This is a genomic window from Acetomicrobium mobile (genome assembly GCF_937920065.1).
In genome coordinates, this window is record NZ_CALETC010000082.1 from 18,380 (window position 1) to 40,861 (window position 22,482).

Genomic DNA, 22,482 nt, shown 5'->3' on the forward strand with positions numbered 1-22,482 from the left:
TAACTTGAGCGACAGTTCATTGCAGAGCCTTAAATAGATAGACCTAAACTATCACCTTTAATGGTCAATAGAACCTAACAAGGATATAATCTCCTCAGTCTCGAACTCATTGCAAATGCTCGATATGGCAAGCTCTATCGGATCGTCGGTTTCATAGGGAATGAAAAAGCGACGATAACCAAATTTTTCAGCAAAATAGGATAGTGATGGGGTAGCTTTGGCGTCAACGTTCTTCGCAAGTTCTTGAACAAAATGTTCCAAAAAATTTTTGTCGTCAAAAAAAGGATTACTGCTTATTAAAGCAATTGCTTTGTATTTCCCCAAAGGCATTTCCCTATCCCAAAGGTCGCAAAAACAAACGCCAACCTTGATTTCGTCCATTTCCTTAACAAAACGCGAGACAAATTTTTCCATCGCCTTAGAAAAGGAAAAAATCACTACAAATCCCAGGGGGAAAGATATGCTTCTTCCCGGATCTATGGTCTTATCATAAGAAACGACTCCAACTTCTCCATATCGCATTCCGCTTAAATAAATAAGCTCGCTTTCAAGGTCCATCGCATAAGTCGCAACGTCTTGCAACAATCGATCTGCCCCGCCTACGAACGATACCGGTTTATAGTCAAGCCCATATGGAGTCCACATTGGCACTTCAAAGCTCACAATTCTATCCCAATGAGGTAGTCCCATCATATTTTCTCCCTTTATCCTCCCGACTTTTCAAAAGCTCACTAACCTGCACTATTAATTGTTCTATCTCTGGCTTGGTAATATGGCCATCTGCACCCACGCTCTGCGCCTTTCTTTTAATGTCATCAGCCATAATTGAAGAAAAGACAATCACGGGTATGTTACGCAAACACTCATCTTCTTTGATTCTTTTAGTTAAGCTTAAACCATCCATCTTTGGCATTTCAATATCGGTTATAACCAAATCGAAAGCTCCATCCTCATCACATAACCTGTCCCAAGCCGCCTTGCCATGTGATACCACTTCTACGTTGTGAAAACCTCCTTTACCCAGTACGTCCTGAATCATCTTTCTTATCAAAGGAGAGTCCTCGACAACCAATATTCTATATTGATCAGGATCGCCCAACTCGGAAATAACACTTTGTATCTTAGCCGAATCCATCTGGTATTGGTCTGCAAGTTGAGGATTTACTACTTGTACTATCCTTTCAAAATCCAGCAATAATATGTTTCTATCGTCCCTTTTAATTACATATAAAACGTTTTCTCCCAAAAAAGTGCCGGTTAAGGTTGCATCTAGCTCTTCTGAGTGTATGCGATAAATTCTTTCTACGCCGTCCACTACGAATCCTAATTTCATCTGATTAAACTCCGTGACGATCACTTTGCTCTGTTCTTTGGAAACCGTAGGCGTAATATTCAAATAAATGCGAAGGTCAATTAAAGGTATGACCTCTCCTCGAACAGTGGTAATACCCAGCATTGCCGGATGCGACTGAGGAACGGGGCGGACTCCGGTCCACCGCAAAATTTCTCTCGTTTTATCAACGTTTATGGCAAAACTTTGATCTCCCAAGGTAAAAACGACCACTTGCCATTCGTTAGTGCCAACTTCCGTGATGATACGATCTTCTCGCATTTTTCCACCTCCTTACTATCGACCTCTTTAGCATCTGTCTGCAAGTCCGGTGATCTCCTTAAACCATTTTAGCACCGGAGCGCTCATCATGTCCTCGTGCATCCGCCATCGCCAATTTCCTTCCCTGCTAGCAGGCTTATTCATTCTAGAGCTGGAATCTAATCCCAGTATATCTTGAAAAGGAATAATTACCAATTTCGCAACAGAAAGCTCAACCAAACGAATCATGTCCCTGGATACGGAACTTACATCCGTTTTGCGACCTAAGTAAAGAGCCAAATTCCTTATAGCCTGAGGTGAAGCTTCCTCTGAATACCAACCTGCCACGGTATTATTATCATGTGTTCCGGTATATGCGACACAATTTTCCTTGTAGTAGAAGGGTATATGTATGTTACCTTTAGGATTTTCCATTCCAAAAAGTAAAACTCTCATTCCGGGAATATCATGATCATCCATAAATTGACGTACATCATCCGTTATATCCCCGAGGTCCTCTGCTATTATCGGAAGATCTCCCAAACGATTTTTTAAGACGGCAAACATCCTTTCTGCCGGACCTTTAACCCATCTTCCATTGACAGCAGTGGATTCATAGAACGGTATTGCCCAATAAGCCACTAATCCTCTAAAATGATCTATTCTAACCATGTCGTATAGGCTAAAAGCATGTTCGAGCCTTTTTATCCACCATTCAAATCCTCGTTCTTCTATTATTTCCCAATCATACAAGGGGTTACCCCAATATTGCCCTGTTGTGCTGAAATAATCGGGAGGAACACCCGAGACTTCAAGCGGCATTCCCTCGTCATCTAGGCAAAACATCTCTTGGTTCGCCCATACATCAGCACTATCGTGCGCTACGTACAAAGGCATATCCCCAAATATGCCAATCCCTCGAGACTTTGCATAATGATGCAGCTTGCCCCACTGATCATAAAAGACGTATTGAACAAACTTTTCTTTATTTATATAATCAGCAAACTTTTCTTTAGCCATATCAACGGCTCCAGGTTCTTTCATTCTCAAATCTTGTGGCCACATGTACCAAGGAAGGCGATAATAAGATTTAAGAGCTTGGTACAATGCATAATCCTCTAGCCACCACTCGTTTGTTTTGCAAAAGAGTTGAAACTCGTCGCTTGGGAAGAAGCAATCATACGCTTTTTGTAATAGTTTTTTGCGAACGCTCGAAGCGCGCTTAAAATCGGCATCTGGGCTACCGAATTTTGAGGGGAGGTCATCGTTACACAAATAACCCTCCTCAACCAACATCTCAAGGCTTACGAGCAAAGAGTTGCCAGCAAAGGCAGAAGTTGAGTTATATGGAGAAAAATCATAAATTTCCTCCGTTGGATTTAATGGTAAAATTTGCCAAACCGACTGGCCGTGCGCCCATAACAAATCAACAAAGCGATACCCCATCGGCCCCATGTCCCCAATGCCCCAACCGGATGGCAATGATGTCAAATGAAGTAATATCCCACTTTTCCTGTGAACCATAAAATCATATTCCGTCCTGTTTGCGATATTTTTCATCATTTGGTAAAATGATATACCAAAATATCTGACTTGTTAGTATAATGTTTTCGAGTTCTTGGTGTCAATTTACGCTTTCTTTAAAAAACAATTCTCACGTAAGGAGGTTTACGTAATGCCAGTAAAAAAATATGTTACTATCGATGGCAACGAAGCCACAGCATCAGTCGCGTATAGGCTATCTGAAGTTGCTGCAATATACCCCATAACACCTTCTTCTCCGATGGGCGAGTATGCTGATGAATGGGCTGCGAAGGGTGACCCCAATGTATGGGGCTTCGTCCCAAAGATCGTCGAATTACAGAGTGAAGGAGGAGCTTCTGGTTCTCTTCACGGAGCACTTCAAGGAGGAGCACTTGCCACGACGTTTACTGCATCTCAAGGATTACTCTTAATGATCCCCAATATGTACAAAATTGCAGGAGAGTTGACATCCGCTACCATGCATGTCTCAGCAAGAACCCTCGCTACCCATGCACTTTCCATATTTGGAGATCATAGCGATGTCATGGCAGTCAGGCAAACAGGATGGGCCCTTCTAGCATCGAATTCGGTGCAAGAGGCACATGACCTTGCAGTTATAGCCACAGCCTCGACACTAAAAAGCAGGGTCCCGTTTCTTCATTTCTTTGACGGCTTTAGAACGTCCCACGAAATCAGTAAAATAGAGTACATTGACGATGACACACTGAGACAGATGATAGACTTTGATTTAGTTCTAGAGCACAGAAAACGTGCACTTTCCCCTGACCGTCCCTTCATCCGCGGCACAGCCCAAAATCCCGACGTTTTCTTCCAATCTAGAGAGGGGTGCAATCCCTATTTCATGGCTTGCCCCAAAATCGTACAGGAAGTGATGGATCAATTTGCGAAGCTAACTGGCAGGCAATATCACTTGTTTGACTACGTGGGCGCACCTGACGCGGAGCGAGTGTTAGTTTTAATGGGCTCAGGCGCCGAAGCGGCCCACGAAACTGTAGAGTACCTCACCGAACATGGAGAAAAGGTTGGTATCATAAAGGTGCGGCTTTACAGACCCTTCTCCATAGAGCATTTCGTAAAAGCTCTTCCCAAAACCACGAAAGCAATTGCTGTACTTGATCGCACTAAAGAACCCGGCAGCTCGGGTGAACCCTTGTACCTCGACGTCGTAAACGCCATATATGAAGCCAAACGTAACGGCAGCCTAAGCCCCGATTTCGATCCTACTATTATTGGTGGACGATATGGTTTATCTTCCAAGGAATTTACACCGGCCATGGTTAAATCCGTCTTCGATGAGCTAAAGAAATCCAGCCCCAAAGACCATTTTACCGTCGGTATAGAAGATGACGTAGCCGATACAAGCCTGGAGGTAGATCCAAGCTTTTCTATAGCAGATCCCGAGTCCACAAGGGCAGTATTTTTTGGCTTGGGCGCGGATGGCACGGTAGGTGCAAATAAAAATTCGATCAAGATAATTGGCGAGGAGACCGATCTTTATGCTCAAGGTTACTTCGTTTACGACTCCAAGAAAGCAGGTGGTTATACCATCTCGCACCTTCGTTTCGGACCAAACCCCATTCGTTCAACTTATCAGATCGATAAAGCCAACTTCGTAGCTTGTCATCAGTTTGCCTTTACAGAAAAGCTAAATATTCTCGATATAGCTGAAGAGGGAGCTATATTCTTGCTCAACACTCCCTACACTGCCGGAGAGGTGTGGGATTATTTGCCACGGACGATGCAGCAGCAAATTATAGACAAGAAACTGCGTTTCTATGTAATAGATGCCTATAGCGTGGCAAGGGAAAAAGGATTAGGCCCTCGCATCAACACTATAATGCAAACATGTTTCTTCTACTTGAGCAGGGTTATTCCTTTTGACCTCGCCATAGAAAAGATAAAAGAAGCGATAGTACAAACCTACGGCAAACGCGGAGAAGCCGTAGTGAACAAAAATATAGCAGCGGTCGATGCTGCTTTAGAACACCTGCACGAGGTCAAGGTGCCTGGCGAAGTGACGAGCAACTTTGACATCAAACCAGCCGTGTCCGATAAAGCTCCGGAATTTGTCAAAGAAGTACTCGGTCCCATGATGGTGCTACAGGGGGATAAGCTTCCTGTGAGCAAGCTTCCGGATGATGGAACCTTCCCCTCGGGAACCTCGAAATGGGAAAAACGCAACATCGCCGTTGAAGTTCCTCAGTGGAACCCGAGTGCATGCATCCAATGCGGTCGTTGTACCTTCATTTGCCCCCATGCCACTATAAGAGCAAAGGTATATGACAAATCATACCTAAACGACGCTCCAGAAGGATGGCAATATGCTGAAGCGAAATGGCCTCAATATAAAGAGCAAGTCTTTACTATTCAAATCGCACCTGAAGATTGCACGGGATGTGGCAGCTGTGTCGCCAATTGTCCGGTAAGCAAAAACGAAGACGTTTCTAAAAATGCACTTACCATGGTGCCTCAAATTGATGTACGCGATAAGGAAATCCCCAAGTGGGATTACTTCCTCTCGCTCCCAGAGATCGACAAGGAAAAGCTAAATACCCAATCGATAAAGGACCTAATGTTGATTCAACCCCTGTTCGAATTCTGCGGAGCCTGCGCTGGATGCGGAGAAGCCCCTTATCTTAAGTTATTAAGCCAATTGTTCGGAGATCGAGTTACGATTGCCAACGCTACTGGTTGTTCATCAATCTACGGTGGCAACCTGCCCACGACGCCATGGACAACAAACAGAGAAAACCGCGGACCTGCCTGGGCTAACTCACTTTTCGAGGACAACGCCGAATTTGGATTTGGCTTGAGGTTAGCACTGAATGCCAGAAACGCCAGGGCAAAGCAGCTTTTAACAGAGCTTGCGAGCGAAATTGGAGATAGATTGGTGCATGACATCTTGAACGCCGATCAAAGCACTGAAGAGGGCATAAAAAATCAGCGGGCAAGAGTGGAGGAGCTCAAGAAAGCACTAAAGAACATTTCAAACATCAAGGCTAAAGAGCTACTACATTTGGCTGACGACCTGGTCGAAAAAAGCGTCTGGATTGTTGGTGGCGACGGATGGGCATATGATATTGGTTATGGCGGCTTAGATCACGTACTTGCTAGCGGCGAGAACGTAAATGTCTTGGTACTCGACACGGAAGTTTACTCTAACACAGGAGGCCAGGCTTCAAAAGCGACGCCTTTAGGAGCATCCGCTAGATTTGCCTCAGCCGGCAAACCCACCGGCAAAAAAGATCTAGCTTTGATGGCAGTAACATACGGCAATATATATGTTGCAAGAATTGCCATGGGTGCCAATCCCACTCAAGCAGTAAAGGCCTTTCACGAAGCCGAATCTTATGAAGGGCCTTCCTTAATCGTGGCTTACTCCCACTGTATAGCCCATGGGTACAACTTAAAACAAGGCGCAGAACACCAAAAAATGGCCGTTGATTCGGGACAGTGGATCCTTTTCAGGTATGACCCGAGGTTAAAAGAGGAAGGAAAGGCCTTCCAGCTAGATTGCAAAGAGCCGACTTTGCCTCTAAGGGATTACATGCTTTCTGAAACAAGATTTGCAATGCTTCACAGAGACTTCCCAGAAAGGGCGGAGTTGCTCATGAAGGAGGCCGAGAAATTTAACCAGGAGCGCTGGGCCTTGTATAAAGGCTTAGCCGAAGTGCTTAATAAGAAGTAAGCCGTCGCATCGCATGCGATAAGCTTAATGAAGACAAGCATAATAAAAGAGAGAGATTAATCTCTCTCTTTTATTATGCTTGAAAACTCCAACGCTTCTTTATAATTCATTCCACAATATGGTATATTTATAATCGCACCAAAAAGAAATCTTGAAAGGAGAGTGACAGAGAAATGGCAAAAGGCACCTACAGTTACATTAAATGGTTTGAAGAACTCAAAAAAGAAGACATCCCATCCGTCGGGGGCAAGGGAGCCAACCTTGGAGAAATGACCAACCACGGTATTCCTGTACCGCCAGGTTTTTGTGTATTAGCAAAGGCCTATAAAGATTTCGTAACCCAGTCTAATATCAACAAAGTAATTGAAGACTTAGTCTCTAAGATTAATTTTGAAGACGCCAATGACCTTGAAGAAAAAACGGCTAAAATACGCAACCTCATTGTGGAGACAGATATGCCTGTTCAAATCGAAAGAGACATTTTGCAAGCTTACGCTGAGTTGGCAGAACTTGTTAATTTGAACGAACCTGAGGTAGCAGTTAGAAGCTCTGCTACCGCAGAAGATCTTCCCGATGCTTCCTTTGCCGGACAGCAAGACACTTACTTGCACATAAAAGGTAAGGAAAACCTTTTAAAGAACATAAAGAAATGTTGGGCCTCTCTTTGGACATCTAGGGCTACTTATTATCGCCACGTTAAAGGCTTCGATCACATGAGCGTTCTTCTCAGTGTAGTGGTTCAAAAGATGGTAAACGCCTCTAAATCTGGAGTGATGTTTACGATTAATCCAATCAATAACGATCCCAACGAAATTATGATCAATGCAAGCTGGGGCTTGGGCGAGGCTGTAGTATCTGGAGCTGTCACCCCCGATGAATATATCGTCGATAAAAATACTTTAACCATAAAAGAGAAAAGGATCGCTAAAAAGACTGTTATGGTTGTAAGGGAAGCTTCTGAAATCGGGACAACTAAAGTTAAGGTAAAAGACATATTAGGTCCCGGAGCTATTTCAGAACCCTGTCTAACCGACGATGAAGTCAAGAAAATCGCTAGTATGGGAAAGAAGATAGAAAGCATTTACAAATTTCCTCAAGACATAGAATGGGCTATAGACAGAGATACAGGTGAACTTTACATACTTCAATCAAGACCTGTTACGACCTTTACGCCTCAAGAGGAAAGGGAACTAGTGACGCTTAAGGCAAAATCAGAACCCGAGGTCTTGGTTAAAGGTCTAGCGGCTTCCCCTGGAATAGCCGTGGGCAAAGTTAAAATAATACGTAGCATTAATGAGTTAGATCGCGTTCAAGAAGGAGATGTCTTAGTAACAACTATGACTAATCCAGATATGGTTCCTGTGATGAAAAAAGCCGTAGCGGTCATTACAGATGAGGGCGGAAGGACATGCCATGCAGCTATAGTATCCAGGGAATTTGGGATACCCTGCATAGTTGGCACACAAAACGCCACTTCCGTGTTAGAGGATGGCATGGTAGTTACGGTCGATGCTACAAGGGGCGTAGTATATAAGGGCGATAGGTTGATTCAATTACAAGGAGAAAAACCCAAGGCAATTGCCCAGGTAGGCGGAGCAACCGAGCAAAAAATAAGAGAAATAGTGGAACATTGGAGTCCCATAACGGGCACGAAAATTTACATGAACCTAGGAGAACCTGGATTAATAGACAAATATAAAGATCTTCCCTTCGACGGCATTGGCCTGATGAGAACCGAATTCATCTTCACCGATATGATCGGCATACACCCAATGTACCTGGTCAAACAAAATCAAGGAGATATATTGATCAATAGAATGGCTGAAGGAATTGCCCAAGTCGCACAGGCTATATATCCAAGACCTGTAGTGGTTCGTTTTAGTGATTTCAGGACCAACGAGTTCAGGGGATTAGAAGGCGGAGATGAGGTTGAACCCATTGAAAACAACCCTATGATAGGTTGGAGAGGGGTATCTAGGTATATATCACCTGAATACGAAGAGGGGTTCAGGCTGGAATGTCGGGCTATTCGCAAAGTCAGGGAAGAATTCGGCCTAACGAATGCCTGGGTTATGCTACCCTTCGTCAGAAACCTATGGGAACTGGACAGGGTTAAAAGTATTATGGCCTCTGAAGGCCTGGTCCAAGGAGGCGCGCTTAAAATATGGATAATGGCTGAAGTGCCTTCAGTTGTTATGCTGGCGGAAGAATTTGCTCAAAAAGTCGATGGGATAAGCATAGGAAGCAATGACTTGACCCAGCTTACCTTGGGAGTAGACAGGGATTCAGGAATACTTAACCGAATGGGTTACTTTGACGAACAGGATCCAGCAGTATTAAAAGCCATCGAGATACTTATCGCAGCAACGCACAAATATGGTAAAACGTGCTCTATATGTGGTCAAGCACCATCTGTGTATCCTGGGTTTGCCGAATTTTTAGTTCGAAAGGGTATCGACAGTATCTCCGTAAACCCCGACACTGTTGCTTACACTAGAAGACTGGTGGCCTCAGTTGAACAAAGACTGATGCTTGAGAGAGCTCTTGACAAATAATCCCATTAAGTTAAGACATGGCATGGAAAGGAAGGGTTCTTATCTTTTTGTCATGTCTTTCCGTGTTTTAATCGAGGGGGGAATCAATATGACGATACTAAAGCAGTCAAGCGAAGGCGTGACGCGCGAAAACATGAAGGGCGGTTCTGGCAAAGCTACTTTTTACTACGTTCCTATCCCCGACGATGATGGGGCTATTACAATGGCCTCCCGCATAGAATTGGAACCCGGCGCATCCATAGGTTTTCACGAACATTCAGACGACGAAGAAGTATACGCCATAGTATCGGGCAAAGGCGTTTTCACAGATGGCACAACAGAAACGGAAGTGAACCCTGGCGATATACTTTTAACGCGCAAAGGGATGTCGCACAGCTTGAAAAATACTGGAAATTCTAAGTTGGTGTTTTTCGCTGTCATAGCCAAAAAATAAAATACTCCATTATTATCGAGGTGCTTTTGCTCGACAAGAAACTATGCCAAAAATTTTGGAAAAGGCATTAAATAACATATCTTAGGGGGTTAGATTGGAATTTAGCCCCCTTATTTTCATACTGCTGAAGGCCGATCTTGAATTTTAAGATTAACCAGTTTGATATTCTTTGGACAAGGCATTCCATTTCGGAACTCCAATAAAATCGGTGAATTTCTCAACATGTTCTATTAACATGAGGGTGAAACAACGCAATGAGCAAAATAACATATGTAAACTTGAGTAAAACAATAGCCCATGCTTTGAGGCATGCGCCTGAAAGGTATGGTTTAATTTTGGATGAGAAGGGTTGGGTCAGCATTAATAAACTACTAGAGGGACTAAAGAATCACTCTAGAATGTTTAAAAATGTATCCATACATGATCTTGAAGAGATTATAAAAGAATCTCCCAAAAAACGGTTTGAAATAAAAAATGGAAAAATCAGAGCAATCTATGGCCATTCTGTACGATATAGGATAGAACAACAACCTAAAACGCCCCCAAAATTTTTATATCACGGCACAACACCTAAGGCGGCAGAAAACATTTTACGAATGGCCCTAAAACCAATGGGCAGGCAATATGTACATCTTTCCATTGACGTTGAATCTGCATACACTGTAGGACGGCGTAGAACAAAAAATCCGACCATCTTAAAAGTCTTTGCACAAGAGTCTTATAAAGCAGGGATTAAATTTTATGAAGAAAATGACGGCATATGGTTAAGTGATGCTATACCGGCCGAGTTCATTGAGAAATTATAACAATAAACAAAGATTCTATGCCAAAAAGAATCTTATTGGCCTCCATGTTTCCCTATGCATCTTAAGCCGTCTTACTTCTTCCTTACAATATGACAATATGGAACTTGAGGCATTTATTTTTATACTTCAATCGTTTTCCAGTATTCTGAATTGTATCTTGCATAGATGAAAATTGAGCGGAAAAGCTGGTCTAGGAGCTGGGCTATCCAGGCGCCCATTAGCCCAAATCCCATGCTAATAAATATCTTTGCGAACACAACTCGGATGCACCAAATCCCGATCATGGTAGAAAACAGGGGCCAGACTGTATCTCCAGCACCTCGTAGCGCACCCGCCAGAATAAACTGGGTGGACTGTAAGGGTTGCATGATGGCAACTATCTTCAGGGCTCCGGCAGCCATGAGCGCGACCTCCGGGTCGTTGGTATATATATTGGCGATTTGTTTGCCGAAAAAGAAAAACAAGGTAGCAATAGAAGCGGCTACCATCATACCCAAGCGACGCGTTTCCAATCCGCATTTTTCGGCAATATCAGGCCTGTTGGCACCAAGGCTTTGGCCTACCAATGTTGTTGCAGCTATACTAAAGGCTTGGCTCGGAGCAAAGGAAAGACCGACAACATTTAGAGCTATTTGATGAGCGGCAAACAATGTAGTACCAAGGCTCGCTGTAGTACGGGCAAATTCCACCTGGCCCGTCCTCAACGCTAACTGCTCCACTCCGGAGGGTAGGCCTATCTTTAACATGCGCTTCATGAGGTCAACATCGATCAATCTTTTTGGCGGAGCAGGAAGAGAAAACAGAGAATTGGGGCGAAAAACGGTATAAAGCGCCATAATCATCGCCAACCCGCGGGAAATTGTGGTGGATAGAGCGGCACCTGTTACACCTAAAGCAGGAAATCCGAGCTTTCCGTAAATTAACATGTAATTGCCAAACACGTTTATAAAGTTGGCTAATAGATTATATCTCATAGGGCTCGCTGTATCACCAGCACCACGCAATGCAGCGCTTACACCCATGGTAACGGCAACGAAAAAAGCGCCCGACGACACAATGGAAAAATAGGACTTAGCCAAAGGAATTACATCAGGCTCTGCCCCCATGAAGGTAACCACCCTATGAGCACAAACAAACCCTATTATGCTGGTTATGATGCCCAGCAACATAGCAAGGATAATAGTTTGTTTCAGTACCAAATAGGATGATTGACGATCACCTGTGCCCATAAAACGAGCAACTAGAGCCATGGTACCCACATTTAACGCCTGGAATACCGCGAGGATGAGCATCATAGGTTGATTACTTATTCCTACCGCTGCCAATGATGCTGTACTGACATTACCCACCATAACCATGTCTACCATTCCAAAGAGAGTTGCTAATAAGAGCTCTATCAAAGAAGGGAGTGCAAGGGTCCAAATATGTTTGTTCACTGATTTTATATTTAGTTCTTCGCCATCGAACAAACTAGCAAGGCTAGTTGACTCTTTCTCGACATTCATTGTCTAAGCTCACCTTCTAATTCTATTAAATATTGTAGCACGGGTCGTTGTGTTAAGACGAAAATTGATAAACGTAACGCTAACCGCCTGCTCACCCATTCAAGTGGTCAAAAAATAAACGAGGGCAAGCAATTTACTCTTGCCCTCGTTTATCGAACTAAACTTGACCTCAAAAAGGCAAAAGACAGATTCTCTGATGCTAACCGAGTATCGCTTTTAAATCCTCATGAGGCGTTGTAATGGGCTTTAAGCCAAGATTTTCGCTCAGGTAAGAGATGACTTTTGGTTTCAGGAACGCGGGGAGAGTTGGTCCAAGCCGCATATTTTTGACACCAAGCGCAATCAGGGACAATAAAATGCAAACTGCTTTTTGTTCATACCACGATAGAATTAACGAAAGTGGAAGGTCATTTATATCAGTGTTAAAGGCATTAGCAAGAGCTTTGGCCACCACTATGGCCGAATAAGCGTCATTGCACTGCCCCATATCGAGCAACCTGGGGATGCCTTCTATTTCGCCAAATTCAAGTTTGTTAAAACGATACTTGCCACATGCTAAGGTCAATATTAGACAATCCTCTGGCACGCTTTTAGCAAGATCGGTATAGTAATTTCTTCCTGGCTTCGCTCCATCGCATCCGCCGATCAAAAAGAAATGGCGAATTTTACCCCTCTTTACCAGATCTACGATCTTATCTGCTACAGATAGGACCGTACTCCTTGCAAAGCCTATGGTGATGAATTGTTCAGGAGCATCTTGGGCATAACCGGGCTGAGCTTGAGCAGCTTCTATAACGGGAGAAAAGTCCTTGTCAGGTCCGATATGACGCACCCCGGGCCATGCGACAAGGCCGGTCGTGAAAATCCTGTCCTTGTAGGAATCCTTGGGCTTTTGAATGCAGTTAGTCGTCATCAGGATTGCACCGGGGAATTCGTCAAATTCGTTCCTCTGATTCTGCCAGGCGCTTCCATAATTACCGACGAGGTGGGAATATTTCTTAAGACCAGGATAGGCCAAACAGGGCAACATTTCTCCATGAGTATATACGTTTATACCTTTCCCCTCGGTTTGCTTTAAAAGTAGGTCCAAATCCCTCAAGTCATGTCCTGAAACGACTATGGCCTTTCCTTTTACGGGAGTTACTCTTGCTTTAGTTGGTTCCGGGTGACCGTAAGCATCGGTATTTGCTGCATCAAGCAGCTCCATCACCTTTAAATTAAAATGGCCCGCCTCAATGGCTTTCCCCAGCAATTCCTCCTCGGTAAAACTTTCTTTGGAAAGAAAATTGAGAAATGCGTGAAACCCCCCATAAATTTCATCGCTTCTCTTGTTCAAAATTTGTGCATGATCAGCATAAGATGCGCTCCCCTTTAAACCAAAGAGGATTAAATCATGAAGTCCACCAATGACCTCGCCAAATTTTTTAGCGCGTGATTCAGGCGTTACCTGTTCACCTTGAGATATCAAACCGGTTCTGTCCTTTGTAAGTTCAAAGATAGCCGGCCCGCTCAATGTTTCAGGAGTTAACCCATTAGCTTTGGCTGCATTTTCATACAGTTTACGCGCCCTGTCTCTCATATTTTCTGCCCTTCGAATCATTTGTTCCATGCGCTCTTCGTCGAAGTTTACGTTTGTTACGGTCGTAAATAAAGCTTCAACGACGAATGAGTCTACTTCTGGGTCCGAAGCTTCAAGGGAACGGGCACGATGGGCGTACATTGATATTCCCTTCGTGATGTGAATAAGCAAATCTTGAAGATCTGACACCTCAGGGCTCTTGCCACAGACTCCAAAATTCGTGCAACCGCTACCTTGTGCTGTCTGTTCGCACTGATAACAAAACATATCAATATCCCTCCTTTTTGTTCGATTTATCGTAAAAATCGGCATCGTCCAACTTGGGACAACCGATGAACAGCGCACTTTTGCCGCCTTTAAGAAAAGCCTACCGAAAGCTAGGGATAGCAAAACCCATACAATCCGCCGCCAAGACAATAAGCGCTCCTTGCAAGTAAGGCGCATCCTTCGTGACATGTACTTGCACAAAGGCCACAACCATCACATTAGCTTTCGTCAATTCTTATTATCCGCCGCAACACTTTTTGTTTCATTAATCTCACTTCCTGCTAAATCAGCCAATGTCATGCTTGACATATACCTCACAAACTCATTGTTAATATTTTTCAGCATCGAACCGAATATGCATGATCCAAAGGGACAATTGTCTTGTTGGAGCAAACAATAGTCCGATTGAGACGAGCCTTCTATCGCCTCATAAATCTCAAAAAGGGTTATCTTTGAAGCAGGAAGAGCTAATTCAACCCCTCCTGTCGGGCCCCGCGAGGAGTTCACCAATCCAACTTTTACCAATCTTTGAAAGACCTTCGCCGCATGTGTTTCAGATGCAGACATCATCTCTGAGAGCTCCCCTATGCTCATTTTTCTGCCACGTAAAGCAAGCAATCCCATTCCGTGTAATGCAATTGAGACAGCTTGTGAGATTTGTACCACTCCGCCCTTCATTTTCCTACTCTCCTTTCAATACTAGAATTATGGTACCTAAATACCTATTTGTCAAGAAAAAAATTTTTATATCTCTATGTCAATTAGTTGCAAATTCTAACGCTTCAGGTTGAGTAAAACCACATCATAGCCTCTTCCTTCCATGCCAACGTGAGAAAGGGCAAAATCATACCTCAATGGATCGTCCGGGCGTATAGTCTTAAAAGCTTCAGTAAGTTCCAGTGCAGCCTTTACGTCAGGCGTAGATCTTTTAATCCACCCCAATTCCTTGCCAATTTTCCACATGTGAACATCCAAAGGCACCACAAGGTTCGAGGGGGTTTCAACAGTCCAGCCCCCTGGATCTACATTGTCGCTCCTCACCATCCACTTCACGAAAAGTCTAAGCCTTTTGCACGGACTTTTTTTGCTGAGATCGGGAACCAGAGCGCTTATATCGCAAAATGATTCACTCCTGAAAGCTGTGGCAAAGCCAGCCAAGGGATCTTTGTGCTTATTCATGCACGATTCATAAAGGCCTTCTAATGAACCATATCGCTCTATCAAAGTTTTGCAGGAATATAAGAGACCAGCAATCTCACATCCGCCGACCCATCTATGCTTAAAACCATCAAGTCTAGCCATCAAGGTTTCTGCTGACGTCTTTGCTACGAAGCCCACTGGATCGTCTCCTAGTATGGATATGATTTTTCCGACCGAGTCTATTATCTGAGAAACCCTCCCAAAGGCTAACGAAGACGAAACTATGCCTATAATTTCCCTGGCGCGAATATCATTGAAGCAATGCAAAAACCTAACAGGGTCTTCTTGAGCCTTGCTTAAATTGTTATACTTTTCATACAAACTTTCTAAAAACTTAAAAGCGTACAATTTTGTCTTGGTCCTCCTATTTCAAATCAGTTATGCCAACAAACAAGCGGAGGAACGCTTTATTTGTTGGCGCTCCTCCGCCATCGAAATTTAAACTACGCCTTGTTAAAGACAAAGGTTGGTGCGTTCTTTGGGGATTTCCCTCCCTTTATTAAGCGATAGTTAGCGTATGTCAGGACTGTACCGCTTTTTATGGTCTCTGCAGATACCACCTCGGCAATAAATAATTTATGCGTATAGACAGGAATTATATCTATTACTTTTGCCTCGATAACGGCAAGGGCATGGTCTAATACCAGAGGCACTCCAGTATCGCCAACTTTATATTGGCATTGGCGCATCTTGTCTATTTGACGTCCGCATTTAAAGCCAAATGTCCCTATAAAGGTCATTGGTGTTTCCTCTTCAAGCACCGAAACACCAAAGGCCCTTCCCTTTTCAACCAACTCTGTAGTTAAGTTATCCCTATGCAGAGCTGCTACTAAGCATATCGGCTCTGCCGTGACTTGCATCAAAGCATTGGCAATTTGGCCATTCATTTTTCCACCATAAGCCCCGGTAACTACATAAAGCCCATAACTAATGGTGAAAAGGGCTTGTAAGTCTATCTTATCCGCACTCATGACCCTTCCCCCTTCCTGACATAGATCAATCTTCCATGACAGCTAAACTTAATCTAACATGAATAAAGCGCTAGGCGAGTCGCCACGAAGATTGCACTGCAACCTCGCTAGATTCTTGAATTCATTTTATGAATGTCTTCCATTATGCTCCTTGCAGAAACTAGACCACTGGCTGAAGCCTGTATGACACCCCTGGTCACTCCCGCGCCGTCGCCAGCAGCATATAAGCCCTTGACCGAGGTTTCCAACCTTTCATTTAAAGAAAGCTTCAGGCTATAAAATTTTACTTCAATGCCATACAGCAAGGTATACTTGTCGTTTACATGCGGAATGATCGATTCTAACGCCTCAAGCATTTCCAGGATGTCCTTTAAATGCCTGTAGGGAAGAGCGAAAGAAAGATCTCCGGGTTCGGCTTCAGCTAGCGTCGGCTTTACTAATCCCCTCTCTATCCTTGAGCGAGTTGAACGCCTACCTAACTTCAGGTCACCCAAACGCTGAACTAAGACGGTGCCACCTAACATATTGGCAAGCCTTGCTATATGAACACCATAACCATTTGGATCATGAAAAGGTTCAGTAAATTCAGTACTTACAAGTATGGCAAAATTTGTGTTGTCAGTTTTTTTGTCCCTATAACTATGGCCGTTTACAGTAACTACACCTCCATCGGATTGAAATTCAGTCACAACTTCTCCGTGAGGACACATGCAAAAGGTGCGAACTTGGTCGTCAAATGTTGGGGAGTTATATATGGCCTTTACTTCATAAAACTGCTCCGTCAATTCTTCGGCTAACTCTGCCGGGATTTCAACCCTCACGCCCACATCAACAGGTAAAGAATCAACGGAAAGTCCGAGTTCCTTGCTTGTTCGTTCCATCCAAGGAGCTCCTTCCCTTCCGGGAGCAAGCAACACATACTTTGAGTTCAGCATTTCGCCGCTTGCAAGCTCTACTCCTTTTACCCTTCCATCTTCGACCATGATGCGCTTTACTTCCGTATTCATCAATATGTGAACTTTATCGCGCAACTTATAGTATATGTTGCGGAGAACTTCTATCGTACGATCGGTTCCTATATGGCGTATTCTCGCTGGAATCACCTGTAAACCCGCGGTACGAGCTTTTTTGATAACCTTCGATGCGAACTCCGGATCAGGCTCATAAAGAGGAGCAGAGTCAGCTCCATATTCTTTCCATATCGAATCGGCTTCATCGAGCAAGCTCAGAAGTCTTTCTTTGCCAACGTAGTTCTCGAGGTTTCCTCCAAAATGAGGAGTCAACGTTAATTTGCCGTCGCTGAAAGCACCGGCTCCACCCCATCCGCACATCAAACTACAGGAATTGCAATGAGCGCATACGCGGGCCTCTCCCGTCTTTAACGGGCATTTTCGTTCTTCGAGGGGTTTCCCCTTATCAACCAGAGCGACTCTAACGCCTGCTTCTGCTAATTTGAGGGTGCCAAAAAGACCAGCCGGACCTGCCCCTACTACGATTACATCATAAACGTCACTCACACTCATCCCTCCATCTATGTAGCGAAAGAAAAGATTTCTTAACGCTTTAGATTGTCTTTAAAAAGAGGAGGATGAAAATATCCTCTGATAATGATAAAGTATATAAGAAAAATATGCGATATAAAAAGTTTACGGGGGTGAAGGAAGTGTCCGATTTAGCTGCTAAATGTGCTGACATGATCAAAGAAACTAAAAAAATCTGCCTACTTTCCGGTGCAGGTATTTCTACCAATGCGGGCATTCCTGATTTTAGAGGTCCAAAGGGATTATACCATACAGCAGGCATAGAAAATCCCGAAAGGATATTCGATATATCTTATTTTTACCGTGATCCATCCCTTTTTTACAGATTTCACAGGGAGTTTTTGAAGGCGTTAGAGCGAGTAAAACCAACATTCGCACATCAGTTTTTCGCCAAGCTGGAAGAAAAGGGGAAATTAATTGGGATCATTACACAGAACATAGATTCTCTTCACCAAAGAGCTGGGTCTAAAAAAGTTTACGAGATACATGGAGGCGTGTGGGAAAGCTATTGCATCAAATGTGGCAAGCGATATGACTATGAAGAAGGCGTCAAAAAGACCTTTGAGGAAGATATTCCTCATTGTGACGACTGTGGAGGTGTGATAAAACCGGATATCGTGTTTTTTGGCGAACCTGTTAAATACCTGGACAAATGTATCCAACTCGCAAGAGAAAGCGATTTATTTTTTGTGGTGGGCTCTTCCCTCGTAGTAACCCCCGCAGCCTTAATACCATCTGAGTGCAGGGGCTCTATTGTAGTGGTAAATAAAGGAGAATTTTCCACCGCTTATTTACCCATGAGTAGGGTGAGCTTAATTGTAGATGAAGACATCGATATCTTTTTCAAAGCAGTAAATGAATATCTTGAGCTTTTCTGAGGCGTAAAAAATGACTCGCCGTTTTGGTTTGTGGTTACTTATCGCACTTATCTCTTTTTTGCCAGTAACGGTCGAGGCTAAGGAAGCTCTCTTTAGTATTTATATAGACGAGGTCGAGAATGAGACAGAGCTAAAAATATACAAAGACAGGTTTACTTTAACCCACGATATCTTGCCACAAAAAATTAAATCTGAATTCGCGATGTTAATTGAAGAATCGCCTCTAGTCCATGCAGTCTCGGTTAACGTTCCTGATGCCTTAATAGTAAAAATAAAACTTAGGGGTTTTACGCCTAAGCGAAGCGATATATTAGGCTCCACGACCAAGGCAAAGGTATATTTAAGCGTCAACTACCACAAAGGCGGAGACAGTTCTACGTCTTGGTATCGAGAATATTTGATATCCGATGCTAGATGGAACCCCATTTACGAAGAAGAAGTTTTTAAATATCCTTGGTGGGGTTCTTTCGAGAAATCCTTGTACTGGCAGACGATCAAAAAAGCCTTGCGTCGGGCGAAAAATGACCTTTATGAAGACCTGGCTTACTCAGGTATTAGAGGTCAAATCATAAGTATAACGGAACAGAAAGGCCCTGAAGGACAAAAAAGGTTTCTTTGTAATTTAGGTTTTGAAGATTCCATCAATAGAGGAGACACTTTGCACGTCATAAGATATCACACCCAAGGGAAGTACGCCTATCCCGAGGTCAAAGGGAGGCTAAAGGTAGTCACCGTGTATGAGCACTTATCGATTGTTGAGATCATCGACGAGGATAAAGAGGACCCCATAGCGCCAGGAAATGAAGTATTGCTTTCGATCGTTTCCTAGCTTCGGTCAACTGAAATTATTTTGACACTTGCTGCAAATGCCATATACCAAAAGTTGCTTGCCTTCAACATGGTACCCACGAGGGACTTCGATGAAAGGCAATCTGCATTCTTTTAGACACTCCATACGACCACATTCAAGACAATAAAAGTGCGGATGATCTCCAGGACATCCTGGTTGGTCTGTCTCGTGAAGGCAAAAATACCAACAGCTATCCACTCCGAGGACTTTGTGTACCAAGCCTGCTTCTACAAGAGCATTAAGGGTTCTGTATAAGGTAACTCGGTTAATTTCCTTTAAACGCTCGTCTGCTTGTAGTTCGCCATGGGATACTGGACAACCAGCTTTCATCAGCACTTCGCAAACGAGAATTCTTGCCTTGGTCGGTCTTAATCCAAATAGCTTCAATGTAGCTTTTATGTCTTCTCTTATGTCTTTAGAATTCAAATCTTCACCCCAAAAGAACAATTTGGAAAGGTACAATTTTTACAACGCCTACATAAACCTCCAACGCCAAAACGACGAATTTCTTCAAGCGTTGGAATCAAACCAGCAAATATCCTTGGCAAAATTAAGTCCAGGCTGGTCCATTCATCATGAACAACACACGCAGGAGCACCAATGATCACTTTCTCGCCTTTTAGGCCCAGCATGAGCATTGATCCAGGTAAAACAGGGATTCCCTTAAATTTTATCTCATCGCATACTTCTGATATCGCTCGCGGAGAGTTGTCGTCGGCATCCACGCTCATACCTCCAGTACAAATGACTATATCGGCACCTCTATTTAAAAAATCACGAATCGCCGCTGAAATTTCCTCTGATTCATCTCCCACGATATTTTGTCCCACTACATTTCCACCAAAATAAGCCACCTTTTTTTCAAGCTTTGGCCTAAAAGCGTCTTCGATTACTCCCGCTTTAATTTCTCTTCCGGTTGTCACAAGACCAACCTTAAGAGGGTTAAAACCTTTTACTTCAAATCGGGCTGATATCTTTATTGCCCTCTCAAGTTGAGCTTTTTTTATAGCAAGCGGCAAAATTCTAAAACCAGCCACTAAGTCCCCGGGCCCTATCACCGTATAAGGATTTGCGGTGACTACTACCCAGTCGGGGTCATCGTTTATAAAATGAATTTTATCGGGGTCAAAACAAAGAAGCCCTTTTTTCTCAGAGACCAAATCGCACCTTCCTTCATTAGGTCCCCTTAATTTTAATCCATCACCACGCATAGCTAATCCTAAAGCCAAAGCGGCATCATCTTCATGCACCTCGTCTTCCTCAAGCTCCAAGACCGTCAAGTGCTCTCTTCCCATAGACCTTAGAACACTTATATCCTCTTCCTTGATAACATGGCCTTTCTTAAATCTAGGACCTTTATAGCCACTTTCAACGTCTATCTTCGTTAAGTCGTGGGATAAAATATGGTTTATGGCTTGATCTAGATTTACGATCTTCTTTCGCATTCGATAAAAATCCTCCTAAAATATCTTTTTCAAGGTCTGAGCATTTGCATGACCTTCACGGGCTCGTGTATTTTATAATATTAATACTTGTATATTTTATAATAAATATACATAAAACTGGAGGAGGCAAAAAAGAAATGGATCTTGCTATCATTGAGGCCCTGAAGAACTCCATAGAAAAGGGCAAAAAGAGCGTCTTGTGCACAGTAATAGACGAACAAGGATCAACTCCCCGAAGCGTCGGCGCAAAAATGCTTGTATGGGAAGATGGTTCCATAGTCGGAACCATAGGAGGAGGCATTCTTGAGCACCACGTCATCCAAGAAGCATTGAAGATGATTCGTGATGGCAAGTCAACAGCCTTATACAGCGAAGAGTTCATGGCTACTGAAGCTTCTGATCCAAAGGCTGCTTGCGGCGGAAAGGCCATCATTTTCCTAGAACTCATAGGCAAAAAGAAGGAACTAATTATCTTTGGCGCTGGACACGTAGGAAAGGCCGTAGCCCGACTTGGAAGTTTTCTAAATTACGCGGTTACGGTATGGGATGAAAGGAAAGAGTTCGCTAACCAGGAAAATATCCCCTGGGCCAGAACAATAGCCTGCCCTCTCGATGAAGCCTTTGAAAAACATTTGACATTTCACGATTTAACGCACATCGTTGTGGTTACAAGAGGACACTCCTTGGATACAGAAGTGGTACAAATGCTAGACGGCAAAAAGACGGCTTATGTAGGGGTTATCGGTTCCAAACGCAAGGTAGCGGTTATGAAGGAAAATCTATCGAAAATGGGGACGTCCCAAGAGCTGATCGATAGCATATTTGCACCCATAGGATTGCCCATAAAGGCAGAAACGCCCGAAGAAATCGCTGTATCAATTATGGCTGAAATCATCGCCGTTGATAATGGAGCTAATGTGCGAGCCCTTCGTCAGCCTCTTGAAGTCTGATCTTTAAAATAGATTCAGCCTTTTTAAGGTCATCCGGCGTATCGATATCCAATGCAACCCCTTCATCATCAACTGGCACCAAAATTCTTTCTTCCGGGGGCGGCATTATATCTTTAAGCGTACAATTGAGCGGGGCACATCGTATGGTTTCAATCATGGGCTCCGGGATCAATAAGGGATGATACCTCTTGTCCTTGTAAACTGGTTGGACTACTTTTAATGGATTTTGCATCAGCAATATCGCCTTAATAGTTTCTGGCTTTACTAGAGGCTGATCTCCAAGCACAATTAGGACATTTCTGGTGTCTTCGGGTAAATGATATATGCCCGCTTTTATGGACGAAAACATCTCATTTTTGTAGTTAGGATTTTCCACGATGTTTAAGCGGGAATCGTATTTTTGTAACCAGCTTCTCATTAAGTCAACATTATATCCAATAACTACTATAACATCTTGAGGGCTAAAGCCAGATGCACGTACTACATTCAACGTCCAAAATATCATGGGCTTGCCCAAGATAGGTCTCAACATTTTCTTGTAATTTAAGCGTCGTCCCTCACCAGCCGCAAGAAGCAACGTCTTTATAGATATGTCTTACACCTCGCCTGTTACTTTAATGTAGCAAATAACAACAAAGCAGGCACATGGCAACGACCTACTCTCCCACGGGTCCCCCC

General features: G+C 43.5%; 19 protein-coding genes. 7 read left to right on the forward strand and 12 right to left on the reverse strand.

Translation table 11 applies throughout. The features are described 5' to 3' along the window. Positions 1–57 precede the first annotated feature (57 nt). Genes Q7P41_RS03340 through malQ form a run of 3 tightly spaced genes read right to left on the reverse strand, consistent with a single transcriptional unit; the run spans position 58 to position 3,154 of the window. On the reverse strand, positions 58–693 hold the full coding sequence (locus Q7P41_RS03340; RefSeq protein WP_303882114.1) for a hypothetical protein: 636 nt from the start codon (positions 691–693) through the stop codon (positions 58–60). Further along, positions 668–1,612, reverse strand: a complete 945-nt coding sequence (locus Q7P41_RS03345) for a chemotaxis protein CheV (RefSeq protein ID WP_303882115.1) — start codon at positions 1,610–1,612, stop codon at positions 668–670. Before Q7P41_RS03345 ends, Q7P41_RS03340 begins: the two co-directional genes overlap by 26 nt. Before the next feature lie 27 nt (positions 1,613–1,639). Continuing rightward, positions 1,640–3,154 carry a 4-alpha-glucanotransferase gene (gene malQ, locus Q7P41_RS03350; RefSeq protein ID WP_303882116.1) on the reverse strand — a complete coding sequence of 505 codons (1,515 nt, stop codon included), beginning with the start codon at positions 3,152–3,154 and terminating at the stop codon, positions 1,640–1,642. 112 nt (positions 3,155–3,266) lie between these two features. Between malQ and nifJ the strand changes: the two genes are divergently transcribed. The 4 genes from nifJ to Q7P41_RS03370 all read left to right on the forward strand — a co-directional run bounded on the left by nifJ (position 3,267) and on the right by Q7P41_RS03370 (position 10,618). Then, a complete protein-coding gene (gene nifJ / locus Q7P41_RS03355; RefSeq protein ID WP_303882118.1) occupies positions 3,267–6,824 on the forward strand; it encodes a pyruvate:ferredoxin (flavodoxin) oxidoreductase in 3,558 nt (1,185 codons plus the stop codon). 173 nt (positions 6,825–6,997) lie between these two features. Further along, entirely contained in the window at positions 6,998–9,379 is a 2,382-nt protein-coding gene (ppsA, locus tag Q7P41_RS03360) for a phosphoenolpyruvate synthase (protein ID WP_303882119.1), read from the forward strand. Positions 9,380–9,467: 88 nt separating this feature from the next. Continuing rightward, positions 9,468–9,812 (forward strand): cupin domain-containing protein, encoded by a 345-nt coding sequence (locus Q7P41_RS03365; RefSeq protein ID WP_303882120.1) that lies wholly within the window; start codon positions 9,468–9,470, stop codon positions 9,810–9,812. A 254-nt stretch (positions 9,813–10,066) separates the two neighbouring features. Continuing rightward, positions 10,067–10,618, forward strand: a complete 552-nt coding sequence (locus Q7P41_RS03370; RefSeq protein WP_303882121.1) for an RNA 2'-phosphotransferase — start codon at positions 10,067–10,069, stop codon at positions 10,616–10,618. A gap of 119 nt (positions 10,619–10,737) precedes the next feature. Here the strand turns inward: Q7P41_RS03370 and Q7P41_RS03375 are convergent, their stop codons facing one another. The 6 genes from Q7P41_RS03375 to Q7P41_RS03400 form a co-directional block, all read right to left on the reverse strand. Beyond that, positions 10,738–12,123, reverse strand: coding sequence for an MATE family efflux transporter (locus Q7P41_RS03375; protein ID WP_303882122.1), 1,386 nt, complete (start codon positions 12,121–12,123; stop codon positions 10,738–10,740). Positions 12,124–12,322: 199 nt separating this feature from the next. Next, positions 12,323–13,969, reverse strand: coding sequence for a hydroxylamine reductase (hcp, locus tag Q7P41_RS03380; RefSeq protein WP_303882124.1), 1,647 nt, complete (start codon positions 13,967–13,969; stop codon positions 12,323–12,325). Positions 13,970–14,197: 228 nt separating this feature from the next. Further along, positions 14,198–14,647, reverse strand: coding sequence for an Rrf2 family transcriptional regulator (locus Q7P41_RS03385; protein ID WP_303882125.1), 450 nt, complete (start codon positions 14,645–14,647; stop codon positions 14,198–14,200). A gap of 96 nt (positions 14,648–14,743) precedes the next feature. After that, positions 14,744–15,517: a TIGR02757 family protein gene (locus tag Q7P41_RS03390; protein WP_303882126.1), complete on the reverse strand. Its 774-nt coding sequence runs from the start codon at positions 15,515–15,517 to the stop codon at positions 14,744–14,746. A 95-nt stretch (positions 15,518–15,612) separates the two neighbouring features. Next, positions 15,613–16,140 carry a flavin reductase family protein gene (locus Q7P41_RS03395; protein ID WP_303882128.1) on the reverse strand — a complete coding sequence of 176 codons (528 nt, stop codon included), beginning with the start codon at positions 16,138–16,140 and terminating at the stop codon, positions 15,613–15,615. A gap of 107 nt (positions 16,141–16,247) precedes the next feature. Next, a complete protein-coding gene (locus Q7P41_RS03400; protein ID WP_303882129.1) occupies positions 16,248–17,663 on the reverse strand; it encodes an NAD(P)/FAD-dependent oxidoreductase in 1,416 nt (471 codons plus the stop codon). 65 nt (positions 17,664–17,728) lie between these two features. On the opposite strand from Q7P41_RS03400, the gene Q7P41_RS03405 reads away from it, so the two are divergent. After that, positions 17,729–18,559 (forward strand): Sir2 family NAD-dependent protein deacetylase, encoded by an 831-nt coding sequence (locus Q7P41_RS03405; RefSeq protein WP_303882131.1) that lies wholly within the window; start codon positions 17,729–17,731, stop codon positions 18,557–18,559. A 10-nt stretch (positions 18,560–18,569) separates the two neighbouring features. Next, a complete protein-coding gene (locus tag Q7P41_RS03410; RefSeq protein ID WP_303882133.1) occupies positions 18,570–19,388 on the forward strand; it encodes a hypothetical protein in 819 nt (272 codons plus the stop codon). 6 nt (positions 19,389–19,394) lie between these two features. Here Q7P41_RS03410 and Q7P41_RS03415 read toward each other — a convergent pair whose 3' ends face one another. Then, positions 19,395–19,835 carry a Fur family transcriptional regulator gene (locus Q7P41_RS03415; protein WP_303882135.1) on the reverse strand — a complete coding sequence of 147 codons (441 nt, stop codon included), beginning with the start codon at positions 19,833–19,835 and terminating at the stop codon, positions 19,395–19,397. After that, on the reverse strand, positions 19,832–20,854 hold the full coding sequence (locus Q7P41_RS03420; protein WP_303882137.1) for a molybdopterin-binding protein: 1,023 nt from the start codon (positions 20,852–20,854) through the stop codon (positions 19,832–19,834). The genes Q7P41_RS03415 and Q7P41_RS03420 overlap by 4 nt, the downstream gene beginning before the upstream one ends. A gap of 137 nt (positions 20,855–20,991) precedes the next feature. Here Q7P41_RS03420 and Q7P41_RS03425 point away from each other — a divergent pair, with 137 nt between their 5' ends. After that, complete coding sequence (locus Q7P41_RS03425) at positions 20,992–21,804, forward strand: XdhC family protein (RefSeq protein ID WP_303882139.1); 813 nt, start codon at positions 20,992–20,994, stop codon at positions 21,802–21,804. Here Q7P41_RS03425 and Q7P41_RS03430 read toward each other — a convergent pair. Beyond that, complete coding sequence (locus Q7P41_RS03430) at positions 21,767–22,381, reverse strand: nucleotidyltransferase family protein (protein ID WP_303882141.1); 615 nt, start codon at positions 22,379–22,381, stop codon at positions 21,767–21,769. The two genes, Q7P41_RS03425 and Q7P41_RS03430, sit on opposite strands and share 38 nt — an antisense overlap. Positions 22,382–22,482: the final 101 nt, after the last annotated feature.

Coding starts and splice junctions, on each gene's coding strand:
- Q7P41_RS03340 (WP_303882114.1), bottom strand. CDS start 693: ATGATGGGACTACCTCATTGGGATAGAATTGTGAGCTTTGAAGTGCCA.
- Q7P41_RS03345 (WP_303882115.1), bottom strand. CDS start 1,612: ATGCGAGAAGATCGTATCATCACGGAAGTTGGCACTAACGAATGGCAA.
- malQ (WP_303882116.1), bottom strand. CDS start 3,154: ATGATGAAAAATATCGCAAACAGGACGGAATATGATTTTATGGTTCAC.
- nifJ (WP_303882118.1), top strand. CDS start 3,267: ATGCCAGTAAAAAAATATGTTACTATCGATGGCAACGAAGCCACAGCA.
- ppsA (WP_303882119.1), top strand. CDS start 6,998: ATGGCAAAAGGCACCTACAGTTACATTAAATGGTTTGAAGAACTCAAA.
- Q7P41_RS03365 (WP_303882120.1), top strand. CDS start 9,468: ATGACGATACTAAAGCAGTCAAGCGAAGGCGTGACGCGCGAAAACATG.
- Q7P41_RS03370 (WP_303882121.1), top strand. CDS start 10,067: ATGAGCAAAATAACATATGTAAACTTGAGTAAAACAATAGCCCATGCT.
- Q7P41_RS03375 (WP_303882122.1), bottom strand. CDS start 12,123: ATGAATGTCGAGAAAGAGTCAACTAGCCTTGCTAGTTTGTTCGATGGC.
- hcp (WP_303882124.1), bottom strand. CDS start 13,969: ATGTTTTGTTATCAGTGCGAACAGACAGCACAAGGTAGCGGTTGCACG.
- Q7P41_RS03385 (WP_303882125.1), bottom strand. CDS start 14,647: ATGAAGGGCGGAGTGGTACAAATCTCACAAGCTGTCTCAATTGCATTA.
- Q7P41_RS03395 (WP_303882128.1), bottom strand. CDS start 16,140: ATGAGTGCGGATAAGATAGACTTACAAGCCCTTTTCACCATTAGTTAT.
- Q7P41_RS03400 (WP_303882129.1), bottom strand. CDS start 17,663: ATGAGTGTGAGTGACGTTTATGATGTAATCGTAGTAGGGGCAGGTCCG.
- Q7P41_RS03405 (WP_303882131.1), top strand. CDS start 17,729: ATGAAAATATCCTCTGATAATGATAAAGTATATAAGAAAAATATGCGA.
- Q7P41_RS03410 (WP_303882133.1), top strand. CDS start 18,570: ATGACTCGCCGTTTTGGTTTGTGGTTACTTATCGCACTTATCTCTTTT.
- Q7P41_RS03420 (WP_303882137.1), bottom strand. CDS start 20,854: ATGCGAAAGAAGATCGTAAATCTAGATCAAGCCATAAACCATATTTTA.
- Q7P41_RS03425 (WP_303882139.1), top strand. CDS start 20,992: ATGGATCTTGCTATCATTGAGGCCCTGAAGAACTCCATAGAAAAGGGC.